The sequence below is a fragment of the Pseudomonas sp. R32 genome (assembly GCF_009866705.1).
Taxonomy (GTDB): Bacteria; Pseudomonadota; Gammaproteobacteria; order Pseudomonadales; family Pseudomonadaceae; genus Aquipseudomonas; species Aquipseudomonas donghuensis.
The window spans coordinates 3,244,005-3,259,173 of the sequence record NZ_CP019396.1 but is presented as its reverse complement, the minus strand read 5'-3'; the positions used below and the strand labels follow the sequence as shown (position 1 = coordinate 3,259,173).

Below are 15,169 nucleotides of genomic sequence, written 5' to 3'. Positions count from 1 at the left end.
TTGTGCGGCGTTACTATCGGGGTCGCTTTCCCACCAATAACAGACAATCAGGAAGCCTATGAGTACCCAAGCCTTATCCCTGCAGGAACTGGCCGCCCCCGAAGGCGTCTGCTACGGCTGCGGCTGTTCCCACCCCAGCGGCCTGCACCTGAAAAGCCACTGGGACGCCGATGGTATCCACCTGCTGTGCCGCCACTCACCCGACGGCACCTTCCTCGGCTGGCCGGGGCTGGTGTATGGCGGCTTGCTGGCAATGCTGGTCGACTGCCATTCCAATTGGACCGCCATGGCCTACCACTACCGTGCCGAAGGCCGGGAGCCCGGCAGCCTGCCGCGCATCGACTGCGTCACCGGCCAGCTCAGCCTGACCTACCTGAAACCAACGCCGATGGGCGTCGAGCTGTTGCTCAAGGCCCGGGTCGAAGGTGAGGTCGGGCGCAAGAGCCGGGTGATCTGCGAGGTCTGGGCCGACGACGTGCTGACCGTGACCGCCGATTCGGTGTTCGTGCGCGTCGATACCGAGAAACTCAAGCACAAGGCCCACGGCACGGCTTGAGTGCTCAGAAGGGCACGGCGATGGTCAACTGGCTGTAGACGTTGGTGCCGTTGCCGCCCACCTGGTTGCCGCCGTTATCGCTGCTCTTGCGCGGTTGGTACAGGCCCAGCAGCGGGCTGATGATCAGGTGCTCGCTCACCGCCCATTCGGCGTACAGATCCAGCTCGCGGCCGTCGAGGTTCAGCGTGCTGCGCTCGTGCAGGGTCTTGTAATTGAACAGCAGCACGCCCAGGGTCAGCGCCTCGACCGGGGTGGCCTTGAGGCCGACAAAGTGCACGTCGTTGTTGCTGTTGAACGGGCCTGAATAGTTGCCCGTGACCTCGCCCTGGAACCAGGTGCCGTAGCCGCGGTTCATGCCGTTGAACATCGAGTCCCAGCCTTCGGAATAGCGGCTGTAGCGATAGGTCAGGTCCGGGCGCCAGGGCACATCGGCAAAGGTGTAGCCGGCCTCGGCGTACCAGGCTTTCTCCGGCCCTGCGTGCTTGTTCTGCCTGGCGTACTCAAAGGCAAAATGCGCGTTCTCGACCCCGGCGTCACCGGCACCGCGCAGGCTGTAGATGTCCATGCCTTCACGTTGCTTCTGGAATTCGCTGGCGTAACGATCATCGACATTCAGGCCACGGATGTAGGTCAGCTCCAGGGTGCCGGGGGCGGCGCTGTAGGCCAGGGTGCTGGCGGCCAGTTCGCTGTTGGCCTGGGCGCGGTTATCCGACTTCATCCACAGCAGGCTGGCGTGCAGGCCATCCTTGCCGCCCAGGCGCAGTACTGCGGTCTTGTCGAAGGCATGGCGGGCGGCCAGGTAATAGGCGCCACCGCGATTGAGCTCGCCATCGGCCGGGCCTTTGCCGAAGTTCAAGCCGTCGTCGTTGATGATGAAGCCATCGCCGAGGGTGATGACCTGGCGCCCGAACGACAGGTCCAGGCCATCGTCGCCCAGTGCCGGGATCAAATTGCCCGAGCGCCAGCCGGCGAAGGCTTCGTCGAATTTAGTGGTGCGCTCGCTGCCATCGCTGATGCCGGCGGCATCGCCGTCGCCCCAGGTCGCCGAACTGACCAGGTTGGCGGTGCCGTAGACTGTGCCCAGCTCGCCCAGGCGCTGGTCGGCACTCAGGCCATATTTGATGAAGCCCTCGCGCCAGGTCGAGCCGCCGGTGGTGCCGTCGTAGTTCTTGCGGCTGTTGAACAGGCCATACACGGCGAGGAAGTTGGCGTTCAGGTGCGTGTCGTCATCGGCATACAGCTCAAGTGCCTGAACCGGGGGCAGGGCCAGCAGCAGGCTCAGGCTGGAGCCCTTGAGAAAATGGGGGAGGCGGGTGGTCATGGCGCAGGTTCCCTAAAGGAGGCGTTGGTGGCCGCCATTTAGGGTGGCAAGGCCCCGGCAGGTCTTTGCTTTGCCTGCCAGGGCGGTTGATCCTGCTCGCCAGCAGGGTTAGCGCAGGGTGCCGGCCATCTGCCCGAACACGTCCAGCACGGCGCTGGCCAGGTCCTTGCTGCGCAGGCCGTTCCAGCCGGTCTGGGGGTTGGGGGCGTCGTCGTGGTCCTTGAACGGCATTTCCAGGGTCAGCGACAGGCAGTCAAAGGCCTGGCCGACGCTGTTGCAGGCCAGGGTCATGTTGGCTTGGCCAGGAGCGGAAAGCGGATAGCCATGCACCTGCTGGAAGTCCACGGTGCGCTTGCACAGGCTGTCGCGGAAGGTGGCTTCCAATGCAGCAATACGCGCGGTATAGCCGGGGTTGCCTTCGCAGCCGGCGGTGAACACGTGGGGGATTTCTTCGTCGCCATGCACGTCGAGGAACACGTCGACGCCATGCAGTTTCATCTGCTGCTGGGCGAACAACACTTCCGGGCTTCTGTCGATGCTTGCATCCTGCCAGGCGCGGTTCAGGTCCTGGCCCTTGGCGTTGGTGCGCAGGTGGCCGTGGAGGGCGCCGTCGGGGTTCATGTTCGGGATCAGGTACAGGTCGGCCTCCTGCAGCAAGGCCTGGATAGTCGGGTCATTGTGTTGCAGGCGGTCGATCACCCCTTCCATGAACCATTCGGCCATGTGCTCGCCTGGGTGCTGCTGGGCGATGATCCACAGTTTGCGCTTGCCCGGCGCCCCGCTGCCGGCACGCAGCAACTGGATGTCGCGGCCCTCGACGCTGCGGCCGGTGGCCAGCAGTTCGACGCCGGGAAGGCTTGTGGCACGTTCAATCAATTGATTGTGGCGCGCGCGCGGGTAAGGCTCGAAGTAGGCAAACCAGGCTTGGGGCTGCTCGGCCTTGAGGCTGAACTCAAGGGCCTTGCCATCGAAGCGGGTGGGCACCCGGAACCATTGTTGCTGATCGTAGGAGGCGACAGCCTGGTAGCCGCTCCAGGCCTCGTGGTAGGACGAGGCGCCGGCGTTTTCCAGGATAAAGCCATGGGTCTGGCCCGGGGTTAGACCGGCGGCCTTGAAGTGAAACCACTGGAAGTGCTCGCTGCGGGTGTCGGGGCGAATCGCCAGGCACACCCGTGCGGGGTCACTGGCATCCTTGACGAGGATGTTGCCGGAATCGAAATCGCAGTCGATGTGCAGGGGGGACAGCGTCACGGTCATCACCAGGCTCCATGTAGAGTTGTTGTGACACCTACTCTACACGCCTGGCTCAGGACCAGAAACCGATCGCTGCCAGGGCGGCCAGGCCCAGGCCGATGGCCACCGAGCAACCGCCCAGCGACAAGCTTGCCCGTGGTTGCCGGTACCAGCCGTCCTCGCCCAACTGGCGGGCCGGGGCCAGCAGGGTGCGCCAGCGCAGCTCGGTGGCATGGAAGGCCTCACGGTGCTCGGGGGCGCTGTCCAGCCAACGGCGAAAGTCGATGCGTTCGCTGGCGGTCACCTGCGGGCTTTGCAGGCGTACGTACCATTGGCCGGCGATGTTGGCCAGGGCGTCGCGCTCTTCGCGGGCGGTGTGCAGGGCCTGGTTCATGTGGCGCTCGACGGTGACCGCGGGCAGGTTCAGGCGCTCGGCGATGCTGGCGAACGACAATTGGTCGAGGCGGCTGAGCAGGAACACCTGTTGAACGCGGCGTGGCAGCTTTCTAAGGCGCTGCAACAGGGCATCGTCCGTCAGGTCGTGGGAAAGGGAATTGTGTTCAAGGGGCAGCAACAGACGGGTCATGTACAAGCTCCTTGCTGGTCGGTGGAGTGGGGGCGTCTTCCGTGACGCTGTAACAGCTTATTCGTAACGAGATTGATTCTCAAGTGCTAATTCTGCAAAGCGCTGTTACAACCATTCACTGGGCGACATTCATTTGCTATCATCGCGGCCATTCGAGCAACACCCCTCTTCATTAGCCTGAAGACCAAAAAAAAGACCCGGCAAAAAGCCGGGTCAAAAACCGTGATTAGCCTGATGAGGAGATAATCTGAGAGTCCGACCTAAGGGCTTTCAGTTTATCCAACCAGTCTCGCGACCAGTTGTGAGCAATAATAATCGTTATCATTTGCAAGTCAAATGAATTTTCTGTCATTCCGTAAAAATCTTTTACCGAATGCGCTCCCTCCAGACCGGCGGACACCAACACCCGCCTTCGGTCGACTCCCCACGAAATCCGTAGATCGCTGCTCAGGCAGGGTCCTGGTTGGCCGCCTTGCGTTCGAGCATGGCCCTGGCCATGTTGATCATGTGCATTGACGCCAGCGCCAGGTCCCGGGGGACGCCTTGCAGGCCGTCAGCCGATTCGTAGGCGGTGGCGGCGGCGCAGCGCAACAGGTTGGTGGCGTGAGCCGTGGCCTGGGCGCCGCTGAGGCCTTCGCGGGCCACCATCAGCGGTTCGTCCGGGCCGAACTGCACGGGTGCGGGGTTGAGGTAGTAGTCCAGCGCACGCCGGGCGGCATCACTGTTACTTAATGCTTCGCTATCAAGGCTGAGGTCCGTGTCAGGAAATGTCGGTTTCATTCGGCTGCCTGCTGTTTGGGTAAGCGATTAAAGGTGCTGGGGAATATTAATACGGCATGTAGTTTTTGCGATTGTTTGAATACTACAATATGTGTATTGAGTGCCAGAAGGCAGTCCGTATCGTGCCAGCGATGGATAAATGGACTGACCTGGTAAAAGCCAGGATGCGTGAACTGAAGGTCACGCAGGAAAATCTTGCCGAACGCATCGGGGTCACCCAGGGCGCCGTGGGCCATTGGCTGCGCGAGGAGCGCGAGCCGAAACTCAAGGTGCTCAACCAGATTCTGGTGGAGGTGGGTCTGCCGCCGTTGCAGATGGTTTCCCCTCACCAGGTGGCGGAAAACCACGGTTCCTACACAGTCTCGGGTAACCCGACTACTGTTACTGGCGCCGATGGCCTACAGCACGATCTGTATTTTCGCTATCCGATTCTGAGCTGGGGCAATCTCGACCCGATCGAGGTAGGTGAAGACTGTGCGCTGCAGTCAACCGACTATAAAGCGCAGGGGCGGGCGTTCTGGCTCAAGGTCGAAGGCGATGCGATGACAGCGCCACTGGGTGTGAGTGTGCCGGAAGGGATGTTGATCCTGGTGGACACTGCGTTGCCTGGCGAGCCCGGCAAGCTGGTGATCGCGCGTTCGCCCGACAGCAAAGCGCCGCGTTTTCGCCAGCTGATCGAGGAGGGCGGGCAGCGCTATTTAAGGCCGCTGAACCCGACCTATCCCAAGGTCCTGTGTACCGAGCAGTGTGAAATGCTGGGGGTGGTGGTGCAGGCGTTGGTGAAATTCTGAGACACCGTGTCGCCTGCATCGCCGGCACGACTGGCTCCCACAATGAGCCCGCATGCACCGATATCCTGTGGGAGCCGGCCTTGCCGGCGATGGGCTGCGTTAGCAGCCCCAATGACTCAAGCCTCTTCCAGTTCCACCAGCACAGCCCCTTCACTGACCATCTCGCCTTCCTGGCAGAACAACGCCTTGACGGTGCCGGCATGGGTCGCGCGGATACTGTGTTCCATCTTCATGGCCTCCAGCACCACCAGTTGCGTTCCGGCTTCCACCGCCTGACCGACCTCCACCAGGACCCGCACGATGCTGCCGTTCATGGGCGCGCCCAGACCGCCCTGATGGCTGTGGCTGGCGTCGGCTTCGGCGATCGGGTCGTAGCGGTTGACGCTGTGCAGCTCACCGTCCCATTGCAGGTACAGGGTGTCGCCACGGCGGATCGCCAGGTGCCGACGGCGCAGGCCGTCCTGATCGATCAGCAGGTGCTCACCGTCGAGCTTCAGGTTCGACGCCGCCGCCTGGCTCAGGTTGATGGCCCGGGCTTCACCGTTGCAGGTCAGGTGCAGGCTGATCTGCGCCGCAACACCTGCGCGAAAGCCGTTGTTGGCGGCCCAGGGTGAATGACGGTCGTCCGCGCGCGGTTGCAGCGGCTGGCTCTGGATGCAGGCTTCAGCTGCCGCCTGCCAGAACGCCTCGGGCAACGCTTGCGGCGCTGGCAGCAGTTGCTCCTGGTAGCGCGGGATAAACCCGGTATCCAGCTCGGCCTCGGCAAACGCCGGGTGGGCGAGGATGCGCCGCAGGAAGGCAATGTTGGTCTTCGGCCCGCCAATGGCGAACTCGTCGAGCATTGCCAGCAAGCGCAGGCGCGCCTGTTCACGGGTTTCGCCCCAGGCGATCAGCTTGCCGAGCATCGGGTCATAGAACGGCGAGACGTCGTCGCCTTCGCTGACGCCGCTGTCCACCCGCCGACCGTCGCCCGGCGCCGACTCGCGGTACAGCGCCAGATGGCCGGTGGCCGGGAGAAAATCATTGGCCGGGTCTTCGGCGTACAGCCGCACTTCGATGGCGTGGCCGTTGAGCGGCACCTGCGCCTGGGTGAGCGGCAGCGGTTCGCCACAGGCGACGCGGATCTGCCAGGCCACCAGGTCCAGGCCGGTGATCGCTTCGGTGACCGGGTGCTCGACCTGCAGGCGCGTGTTCATCTCCATGAAGAAGAACTCGCCACGGGCATCGAGCAGGAACTCCACGGTGCCGGCGCCGACATAACCGATGGCCTGGGCGGCCTTGACCGCCGCTTCGCCCATGGCTTGGCGCTGGGCGCTGCTCAGGCCCGGGGCCGGGGCTTCTTCGACCACCTTCTGGTGACGGCGCTGGATCGAGCAGTCGCGCTCGTTGAGGTACAGGCAGTTGCCGTGCTGGTCGGCGAATACCTGGATCTCCACGTGGCGGGGCTTGAGCACGTACTTTTCCACCAGCATGCGCGCATCGCCAAACGATGACTGGGCTTCACGCTGGGCCGAGGCCAGGGCTTCGCCGAGCTGGCTTTCGTGCTCGACCACCTTCATGCCCTTGCCACCGCCGCCGGCGGTGGCCTTGAGCAGCACCGGATAGCCGATCTTCTCGGCGGCGGTGCGGAAGGTTTCCAGGTCCTGGGCCTCGCCGTGATAGCCCGGCACCAGTGGCACGCCGGCCTGTTCCATCAGGGCCTTGGCCGCCGACTTGCTGCCCATGGCATCGATGGCGCTGGCCGGTGGGCCGAGGAAGATCAGCCCGGCCTGCTCGATGGCACGGGCAAAGCCTGCGTTCTCGGACAAAAAACCGTAGCCGGGGTGGATTGCCTGGGCGCCGCTGGCTTTTGCCGCGGCCAGTAGCTTGTCGATGTCCAGGTAGCTGTCAGCGGCCTTGGCACCGCCGAGGTCGACGCGAATATCAGCTTCGCGGCTGTGCCGCGCTTCACGGTCGATGGCGCTGTGCACGGCCACAGTGGTCAGGCCCAGGGCCTTGGCGGTGCGCATCACCCGGCAGGCGATCTCGCCGCGGTTGGCGACCAGCAGGGTGGTCAACGGGGTGCGGCTCATGGGCGCGGCTCCTTGTTCGACGGTTGGCCCTGCCAGGCCGGGCTGCGTTTTTCCAGGAAGGCGCGCAGGCCTTCCTGCCCCTCGGGGCTGACGCGGATGCGGGCGATGGCGTTTTCGCAGTAGCGACGGATGGCCGGGGTCAGTTCGCCGTGGCCGACTTCGCGCAGCAGCTCCTTGCTGGCGCGCATGGCTTGCGGGCTGTTGAGCAGCAGGTTGTCGATCCATTGGCCGACCTGCTGTTCCAGCTCGGCGGCCGGGTAGGCTTCGGCCAGCAGGCCCAGCTCGCGGGCGCGTTCGCCGCTGAAGCGTTCGGCGGTCAGGGCGTAGCGGCGCGCGGCACGCTCGCCCATGGCCTGGACCACGAACGGGCTGATCACCGCCGGGGCGAGGCCGATGCGCACCTCGGACAGGCACAGTTGCGCGTCACTGGCGCCAATGGCCATGTCACAGCAGCTGATCAGGCCCAGGGCGCCGCCAAAGGCTGCGCCTTGCACCACGGCCAGGGTCGGCACCTTGAGCCGCGCCAGGTTGTACATCAGCTCGGCCAGCTCGCGGGCGTCGTCAAGGTTGGTGTTGTAGTCCAGTTGTGCCGACTGCTGCATCCAGGCCAGGTCGGCACCGGCGCTGAAGTGCCGGCCACGGCCACGCAGCAGCACGAAACGCAGGCTGCTGTCGGCGCCGATGTGGTCGATGGCGATGATCAGCTCGCGGATCATCTGCGCGTTGAAGGCGTTGTTCTTGTCTTCCCGGCTCAGCCACAGGGTGGCGAAACCACGGGGATCCTTGATCAGTTCAAGGGTAGTGAAGTCGCTCATGGTCACATCCGGAAAATGCCGAAACGGCTTTGTTCGATCGGTGCGTTGAGGGCCGCAGACAACGCCAGGCCCAGGATCTCGCGGGTTTGCGCCGGGTCGATGACACCGTCGTCCCACAGCCGCGCACTGGAGTAGTAGGGGTGGCCCTGATGCTCGTACTGATCGAGGATCGGTTGCTTGAGGCGTGCTTCATCCTCGGCGCTGAAGGCGTGGCCGCTGCGTTCGCTCTGCTCGCGCTTGACCTGGGCGAGCACGCCGGCGGCCTGTTCGGCGCCCATCACGCCGATCCGCGCGTTGGGCCACATCCACAGGAAGCGCGGGTCGTAGGCGCGGCCGCACATGCCATAGTTACCGGCACCGAAGCTGCCGCCGATGATCACCGTGAACTTCGGCACCTGGGCGCAGGCCACGGCGGTGACCAGCTTGGCGCCGTGCTTGGCGATGCCGCCAGCCTCGTACTTCTGGCCAACCATGAAGCCGGTGATGTTCTGCAAGAACAGCAGGGGGATGCCACGCTGGCAGGCCAGTTCGATGAAGTGCGCGCCTTTTTGCGCCGCTTCCGCGAAGAGGATGCCGTTGTTGGCCAGGATCGCCACCGGGTATCCGTGCAAGTGGGCGAAGCCGCACACCAGGGTGGTGCCGAACAGCGCCTTGAATTCATCGAACACCGAGCCGTCGACCAGCCGCGCAATCACCTCGCGCACATCGAACGGCTGCTTGGCATCGGCCGGAACCACACCGTACAGCTCTTCGCTGCTATACAGCGGCGCCACCGGGGCACGTTGCTGCAACTCGCCAAGCTTGTGCCAGTTGAGGTTGGCCACGCAGCGCCGGGCGATGGCCAGGGCGTGTTCGTCGTTGTCGGCATAGTGGTCGGCCACGCCGCTGGTCTTGCAGTGCACGTCGGCGCCGCCGAGGTCTTCGGCGCTGACCACTTCACCGGTGGCAGCCTTGACCAGCGGCGGGCCTGCGAGAAAGATCGTCGCCTGCTGGCGGACCATGATCGCTTCGTCGGCCATGGCGGGCACATAGGCGCCACCGGCGGTGCACGAGCCCATGACCACGGCGATCTGTGGAATGCCGAGGGCGCTCATGTTGGCCTGGTTGAAGAAGATCCGCCCGAAGTGCTCGCGGTCGGGGAACACTTCATCCTGGCGCGGCAGGTTGGCGCCGCCGGAGTCCACCAGGTACAGGCACGGCAGGCGGTTCTGCAGGGCGATGGCCTGGGCACGCAGGTGTTTTTTCACCGTCAGGGGGTAGTAGGAGCCGCCTTTGACCGTGGCGTCGTTGGCGACGATCATGCATTCGACGCCTTCGACCCGGCCGATGCCGGCGATCACGCCAGCGGCCGGGACGTCTTCGCCGTACACCGCATGGGCGGCCAGTTGGCCTATTTCGAGGAACGGCGAGCCGGCGTCGAGCAGGCGGTCGATCCGATCGCGCGGCAGCAGTTTGCCCCGCGAGGTGTGCCGCTCCTGGGCTTTGGGGCCGCCGCCCTGGTGAACCTGGGCGATCAGGCTGCGTAGGCCATTGACCTGTTCAAGCATGGCCGCGCTGTTGGTGGCGAACTCCGCCGAGCGTGGGTTGATCTGGGTGTGCAAGGTAGCCATGGCGCGATTCCTTGTGCTCAGCGGGTTTCGTTGAACAGTTCGCGGCCGATCAGCATCCGGCGGATCTCACTGGTACCGGCGCCGATCTCGTAGAGCTTGGCGTCACGCAGCAGGCGGCCGGCCGGGAACTCGTTGATGTAGCCGTTGCCCCCCAGGATCTGGATCGCCTCAAGGGCCATCTGGGTGGCGCGCTCGGCGGTATAGAGGATGACCCCGGCGGCGTCCTTGCGCGTGGTTTCGGCGCGATCGCAGGCCTGGGCCACGGCGTACAGGTAGGCGCGGCCGGCGTTGAGCTGGGTGTACATGTCGGCGATCTTGCCCTGGATCAGCTGGAACTCGCCGATGCTCTGGCCGAACTGCTTGCGGTCGTGGATGTAGGGTACGACCAGGTCCATGCAGGCTTGCATGATCCCGGTCGGGCCGCCGGAAAGCACTACGCGTTCGTAGTCCAGGCCGCTCATCAGCACTTTTACGCCGCCGTTGAGCACACCGAGGATGTTCTCTTTGGGCACTTCGACGTTGTCGAAGAACAGCTCGCAGGTGTTGGAGCCGCGCATGCCGAGCTTGTCGAACTTGTTGCTGCGGCTGAAGCCCTTCCAATCGCGCTCGACAATAAAGGCGGTGATGCCGTGGGCGCCTTTTTCCAGGTCGGTCTTGGCGTAGATCACATAGGTGTTGGCGTCGGGGCCGTTGGTGATCCAGGTCTTGCTGCCGTTGAGGACGAAATGGTCGCCGCGCTGTTCGGCGCGCAGTTTCATCGACACCACGTCGGAGCCGGCGTTGGGTTCGCTCATGGCCAGGGCGCCAATGTGCTCGCCGCTGATCAGCTTGGGCAGGTACTTGGCTTTCTGCTCGGCGTTGCCGTTGCGGTTGATCTGGTTGACGCAGAGGTTGGAGTGGGCGCCGTAGGAGAGGGCGACCGAGGCCGAGCCGCGGCTGATTTCTTCCATGGCCACCACGTGGGCCAGGTAGCCAAGACCGGCGCCGCCGTATTCTTCCGGGACGGTGATGCCGAGCAGGCCCATGTCGCCGAACTTGCGCCACATGTCGGCGGGGAACAGGTTGTCCTGGTCGATCTGCGCGGCGCGCGGCGCCAGTTCAGCGGCGACGAAGGACTGGACCTGGTCGCGGAGCATGTCGATGGTTTCGCCCAGGGCGAAGTTCAGGGTCGGATAACGCATGCTGGCACCTTCTATTTGTTCTTGGATCAGGGTGTGGTGTCTGCCCTCATCGCTGGCAAGCCAGCTCCCACAAGTAGCGAGTGCACCGAACACTGTGGGAGCTGGCTTGCCAGCGATGGGCTTGTAACCTTTACGTTAACGTAAACCTGCCGCCCGATGCTGTCAATCTCGTCATGACCTTTACGTTAACGTAAATTTGGGCCAGAGTAAGACCCGCTTGAGTCAGCTCCCAGAACAACCACAAAAAGGGACCGCCATGAATCAACCGAGCTATACCCAGGGCCGCCAGGACAAGCCGTTGCTGGCCATGACCATCGGCCAGGCGTTTGACCGGACCGTGTCGCGTTTTGCCACGCGGGAGGCACTGGTGGTGCGCCACCAGCACCAGCGTTATACCTGGCAGTCGCTGGCCGCCAGCGTCGACCTGCATGCCCGGGCGCTAATGGCGCTAGGGCTGAAAACCGGCGATCGCTTAGGAATCTGGGCCCCCAACTGTGCGCAGTGGTGCATTGCCCAGTTCGCCAGTGCCAAGATCGGCGTGATCCTCGTCAACATCAACCCGGCCTACCGCACCAGCGAGCTTGAGTATGTACTCAAACAGTCCGGCTGCCAGTGGTTGATCAGCGCCGGTGCCTTCAAAACCTCCGATTACCACGCCATGCTCGGTGAATTGCTGCCGGACCTGGCCCGGCAAACACCAGGGCAACTGCGCAGTGAGCGCTTGCCGGAGCTGCGCGGGCTGATCAGCCTCGACCTGCAGCCGCCGGCGGGCTTTCTGCCCTGGGATCGTCTGGCCGAGCTTGCCAGTGAAACCGAACCGGCCGAGTTCCAGGCCCGTCAGCAAAGCCTGCAGTTCGACCAGCCGGTGAACATCCAGTACACCTCCGGCACCACCGGCTTCCCCAAGGGCGCCACGCTCAGCCACTACAACATCCTCAACAATGGCTACATGGTCGGCGAGAGCCTGGGCCTTGACGAGCACGACCGCATGGTGATCCCGGTGCCGCTGTACCATTGCTTCGGCATGGTCATGGGCAACCTCGGTTGCATCACCCATGGCAGTACCATGATCTACCCCAACGACGCTTTCGATCCGCTGCTGACCCTCAGTTGCGTGGCTGAAGAGCAGGCCACCACCCTGTACGGTGTGCCGACCATGTTCATCGCCATGCTCGACCACCCGCAGCGGCCGGAGATGGACCTGTCGAGCCTGCGCACCGGGATCATGGCCGGCGCCACGTGCCCGATCGAGGTGATGCGCCGGGTGATCGGCGAGATGCACATGAGCGAGGTGCAGATCGCCTACGGCATGACCGAAACCAGCCCGGTGTCGATGCAGACCGGTCCCGATGACGACCTGGAACTGCGCGTGACCACGGTCGGGCGGACCCAGCCGCAACTGGAGAGCAAGATCATCGATGAACAGGGCTGCATTGTGCCGCGCGGGCAGATTGGCGAGCTGTGCACCCGCGGTTACAGCGTCATGCTCGGTTACTGGGGCAATCCGGCGGCCACCAGCGAAGCTATCGACCCGGCGGGCTGGATGCACACCGGCGACCTGGCGACCATGAACGAGGCAGGCTATGTGTGCATTGCCGGGCGCAACAAGGACATGATCATTCGCGGTGGCGAGAACATCTATCCGCGAGAGCTCGAGGAGTTCTTCTTCACTCACCCGGCGGTGGCGGATGTGCAGGTGATCGGTATTCCCGATGAGCGCTATGGCGAGGAGATCGTCGCCTGGATCAAGTTTCACCCCGGCCACAGCGCCAGCGAGATCGAACTGCAACAGTGGTGCAAGAGCCGCATTGCCCACTTCAAGACTCCGCGTTACTACCGCTTTGTCGAGGAGTTCCCGATGACGGTGACGGGCAAAGTGCAGAAGTTTCGCATGCGTGAGATCAGCATTGCAGAGCTGATCAAGCGCTGAATTTTTCGCGGGGCAAGCCCGCTCCTACAGATTGTAGGAGCGGGCTTGCCCCGCGATGTCTACGCTTTCACCGGCGGCTCGTTACTCGGCGAGTCGCCCACGGTGGGCGGCACCGTCGGTTTGACCGGCACCGATGGGAATGTGCATGACCTGCTCAGGATTCCTACCCTGGCCTTGGCCAATTGCTGATTTTTTTTGAACCCCAAGCCGCGCCCCCGCTCGAACCTTTACCGTCACTTCATAACGGAGCAATGTTCGATGACCCGCGATGAGCCCTTCGAAACCGACCGCATGCCCTCGGCGAGCGACCACCCGGACCAGGCCCTGAGCCTGTCCCAGGCCTTGCTCGAACCGCGGATCGTGATCGAGAACACCGTGCCGGTACTCGATGGCGGACTGTTTGCGGTCAAGGCGGTGGTGGGCGAGCCGGTGCAGGTCAGCAGCAAGGTCTATGCCGATGGCCATGATGCCCTGGCGGTGATGCTCAACTGGCGCCAGGCCCATAGCCGGCGCTGGCATTGCGTGCCGATGCAGTTTGCCGGCAATGACCTGTGGCAGGCCGAATTCACCGTCAGCGAGCAGGGCCGCCACCTGTTCAGCATCGAGGCCTGGATCGACCCGTTCGCCACCTATTGCCATGACCTGGAGAAGAAATTCAACGCCGGTGTCGCGGTGCCACTGGAGCTGCAGGAAGGGCAGCTGCTGGTCAAGCACAATATCGGTCGCAGCAGAGGCCCCTTGCGCGACCAGCTGCAGGCCTTGCACCAGCAGCTGCCGGGCCTGCCCGCCGATGAGCAGGTGGCCTTGCTGCTGCACCCGGACACCGCGCTGTTGATGGCCGAGGCCGAGCATCGTACCTACCTCAGTCGCAGCCCCGAATACCCGCTGGAAGTCGAACGCCTCCAGGCGCAGTTCGCCAGTTGGTACGAGCTGTTTCCCCGTTCGATCACCGATGACCCTGAGCGACATGGCACCTTCAATGATGTGCACGAACGCCTGCCAATGATCCGCGACATGGGCTTTGACGTATTGTACTTCCCGCCCATTCACCCCATTGGCGTGCGCTACCGCAAGGGCCGCAACAACGCCTTGCAGGCCGAGCCGGATGACCCGGGCAGCCCTTATGCGATTGGCGGCGCCGAAGGCGGGCACGAGGCGATTCACCCGCAACTGGGCAGCCGCGAGGATTTTCGCCGGCTGGTGGCTGCCGCTGCCGAGCATGGCCTGGAAATCGCCCTGGACTTTGCCATCCAGTGCTCCCAGGACCACCCCTGGCTCAAGGAGCACCCGGGCTGGTTCTCCTGGCGCCCGGACGGCAGCATCCGCTACGCCGAGAACCCGCCGAAAAAATACCAGGACATCGTCAGCGTCGACTTCTACGCCGCCGATTCGGTACCGGCCTTGTGGCTGGCCCTGCGCGACGTGGTCGTGGGCTGGGTGAAGGAGGGGGTCAAGACCTTCCGGGTCGACAACCCGCACACCAAGCCCTTGCCGTTCTGGCACTGGCTGATTGCCAATGTGCGCAGCCAGTACCCAGAGGTCATCTTCCTCGCCGAAGCCTTCACCAAGCCTGCGATGATGGCGCGCCTGGGCAAGGTCGGCTATTCCCAGAGCTATAGCTACTTCACCTGGCGCAACACCAAGGCCGAGCTGCAAAGCTATTTTGAAGAGCTCAACCAGCCGCCGTGGTGCTACTGCTACCGGCCGAACTTCTTCGTCAACACGCCGGACATCAACCCGTACTTTCTGCATGAGTCCGGGCGCGCCGGGTTTCTCATCCGCGCCGCCCTGGCGACCATGGGGTCGGGCCTCTGGGGCATGTACTCGGGCTTCGAGCTGTGCGAGGCGACGCCGGTGCCGGGCAAGGAGGAGTACCTGGATTCGGAGAAGTACCAGATCCGCCCGCGGGACTTCACCCAGCCCGGCAACATCATTGCCGAAATCGCCCAGCTCAACCGCATTCGCCGGCAGAACCCGGCCTTGCACACCCACCTGGGCGTGGCCTTCTATCACGCCTGGAACGACAACATCCTGTACTTCGGCAAACGCACCGCCCAGCGCGACAACTTCGTCCTCATCGCTGTCAGCCTCGACCCGCACAACGCCCAGGAAGCGCATTTCGAACTGCCGCTGTGGGAGCTGGGGCTGGACGACAATGCCGATACCTTCGGTGAAGACCTGATGAGCGGCCATCGCTGGACCTGGCACGGCAAGACCCAATGGATGCGCATCGAGCCCTGGCATCTGCCGTTTGGAATCTGGCGTATCGAAAAAGCCCACTAGAAAGGAGTCGA

General features: G+C 63.8%; 13 protein-coding genes. 5 read left to right on the top strand and 8 right to left on the bottom strand.

What is annotated here, in order from left to right; translation table 11 throughout:
• Window positions 1-58: 58 nt before the first annotated feature.
• Window positions 59-556 carry a PaaI family thioesterase gene (locus PspR32_RS15040; protein ID WP_010223767.1) on the top strand — a complete coding sequence of 166 codons (498 nt, stop codon included), beginning with the start codon at window positions 59-61 and terminating at the stop codon, window positions 554-556.
• Between the two features lie 4 nt (window positions 557-560).
• On the opposite strand, the gene PspR32_RS15035 is transcribed toward PspR32_RS15040, so the two are convergent.
• The 4 genes from PspR32_RS15035 to PspR32_RS15020 form a co-directional block, all read right to left on the bottom strand.
• On the bottom strand, window positions 561-1,877 hold the full coding sequence (locus PspR32_RS15035) for a hypothetical protein (protein WP_159388798.1): 1,317 nt from the start codon (window positions 1,875-1,877) through the stop codon (window positions 561-563).
• Between the two features lie 108 nt (window positions 1,878-1,985).
• Window positions 1,986-3,134, bottom strand: a complete 1,149-nt coding sequence (locus tag PspR32_RS15030; protein ID WP_036995207.1) for a M14 family metallopeptidase — start codon at window positions 3,132-3,134, stop codon at window positions 1,986-1,988.
• A gap of 49 nt (window positions 3,135-3,183) precedes the next feature.
• Complete coding sequence (locus PspR32_RS15025; protein WP_010223762.1) at window positions 3,184-3,696, bottom strand: DUF4880 domain-containing protein; 513 nt, start codon at window positions 3,694-3,696, stop codon at window positions 3,184-3,186.
• 447 nt (window positions 3,697-4,143) lie between these two features.
• Window positions 4,144-4,476 (bottom strand): DUF6124 family protein, encoded by a 333-nt coding sequence (locus PspR32_RS15020; RefSeq protein ID WP_010223760.1) that lies wholly within the window; start codon window positions 4,474-4,476, stop codon window positions 4,144-4,146.
• A gap of 131 nt (window positions 4,477-4,607) precedes the next feature.
• Here PspR32_RS15020 and PspR32_RS15015 point away from each other — a divergent pair, with 131 nt between their 5' ends.
• A complete protein-coding gene (locus PspR32_RS15015) occupies window positions 4,608-5,267 on the top strand; it encodes a LexA family protein (protein WP_026001374.1) in 660 nt (219 codons plus the stop codon).
• Window positions 5,268-5,383: 116 nt separating this feature from the next.
• On the opposite strand, the gene PspR32_RS15010 is transcribed toward PspR32_RS15015, so the two are convergent.
• From PspR32_RS15010 to PspR32_RS14995, 4 genes are read right to left on the bottom strand one after another with little or no spacing between them, the layout of a single operon-like run.
• Window positions 5,384-7,339, bottom strand: a complete 1,956-nt coding sequence (locus PspR32_RS15010) for an acetyl/propionyl/methylcrotonyl-CoA carboxylase subunit alpha (RefSeq protein WP_010223756.1) — start codon at window positions 7,337-7,339, stop codon at window positions 5,384-5,386.
• Window positions 7,336-8,154 carry a gamma-carboxygeranoyl-CoA hydratase gene (locus PspR32_RS15005; RefSeq protein ID WP_010223754.1) on the bottom strand — a complete coding sequence of 273 codons (819 nt, stop codon included), beginning with the start codon at window positions 8,152-8,154 and terminating at the stop codon, window positions 7,336-7,338. The genes PspR32_RS15010 and PspR32_RS15005 overlap by 4 nt, the downstream gene beginning before the upstream one ends.
• A 2-nt stretch (window positions 8,155-8,156) precedes the next feature.
• Window positions 8,157-9,764 (bottom strand): carboxyl transferase domain-containing protein, encoded by a 1,608-nt coding sequence (locus PspR32_RS15000; protein WP_159388797.1) that lies wholly within the window; start codon window positions 9,762-9,764, stop codon window positions 8,157-8,159.
• A gap of 17 nt (window positions 9,765-9,781) precedes the next feature.
• Entirely contained in the window at window positions 9,782-10,945 is a 1,164-nt protein-coding gene (locus PspR32_RS14995) for an isovaleryl-CoA dehydrogenase (protein WP_010223751.1), read from the bottom strand.
• Window positions 10,946-11,201: 256 nt separating this feature from the next.
• On the opposite strand from PspR32_RS14995, the gene PspR32_RS14990 reads away from it, so the two are divergent.
• The 3 genes from PspR32_RS14990 to PspR32_RS14980 all read left to right on the top strand — a co-directional run bounded on the left by PspR32_RS14990 (window position 11,202) and on the right by PspR32_RS14980 (window position 15,158).
• Entirely contained in the window at window positions 11,202-12,875 is a 1,674-nt protein-coding gene (locus tag PspR32_RS14990; protein ID WP_036995203.1) for an AMP-binding protein, read from the top strand.
• 45 nt (window positions 12,876-12,920) lie between these two features.
• Complete coding sequence (locus tag PspR32_RS14985; RefSeq protein WP_158467532.1) at window positions 12,921-13,064, top strand: hypothetical protein; 144 nt, start codon at window positions 12,921-12,923, stop codon at window positions 13,062-13,064.
• A 69-nt stretch (window positions 13,065-13,133) separates the two neighbouring features.
• Window positions 13,134-15,158 carry an alpha-1,4-glucan--maltose-1-phosphate maltosyltransferase gene (locus tag PspR32_RS14980; RefSeq protein ID WP_036995202.1) on the top strand — a complete coding sequence of 675 codons (2,025 nt, stop codon included), beginning with the start codon at window positions 13,134-13,136 and terminating at the stop codon, window positions 15,156-15,158.
• Window positions 15,159-15,169 lie beyond the last annotated feature (11 nt).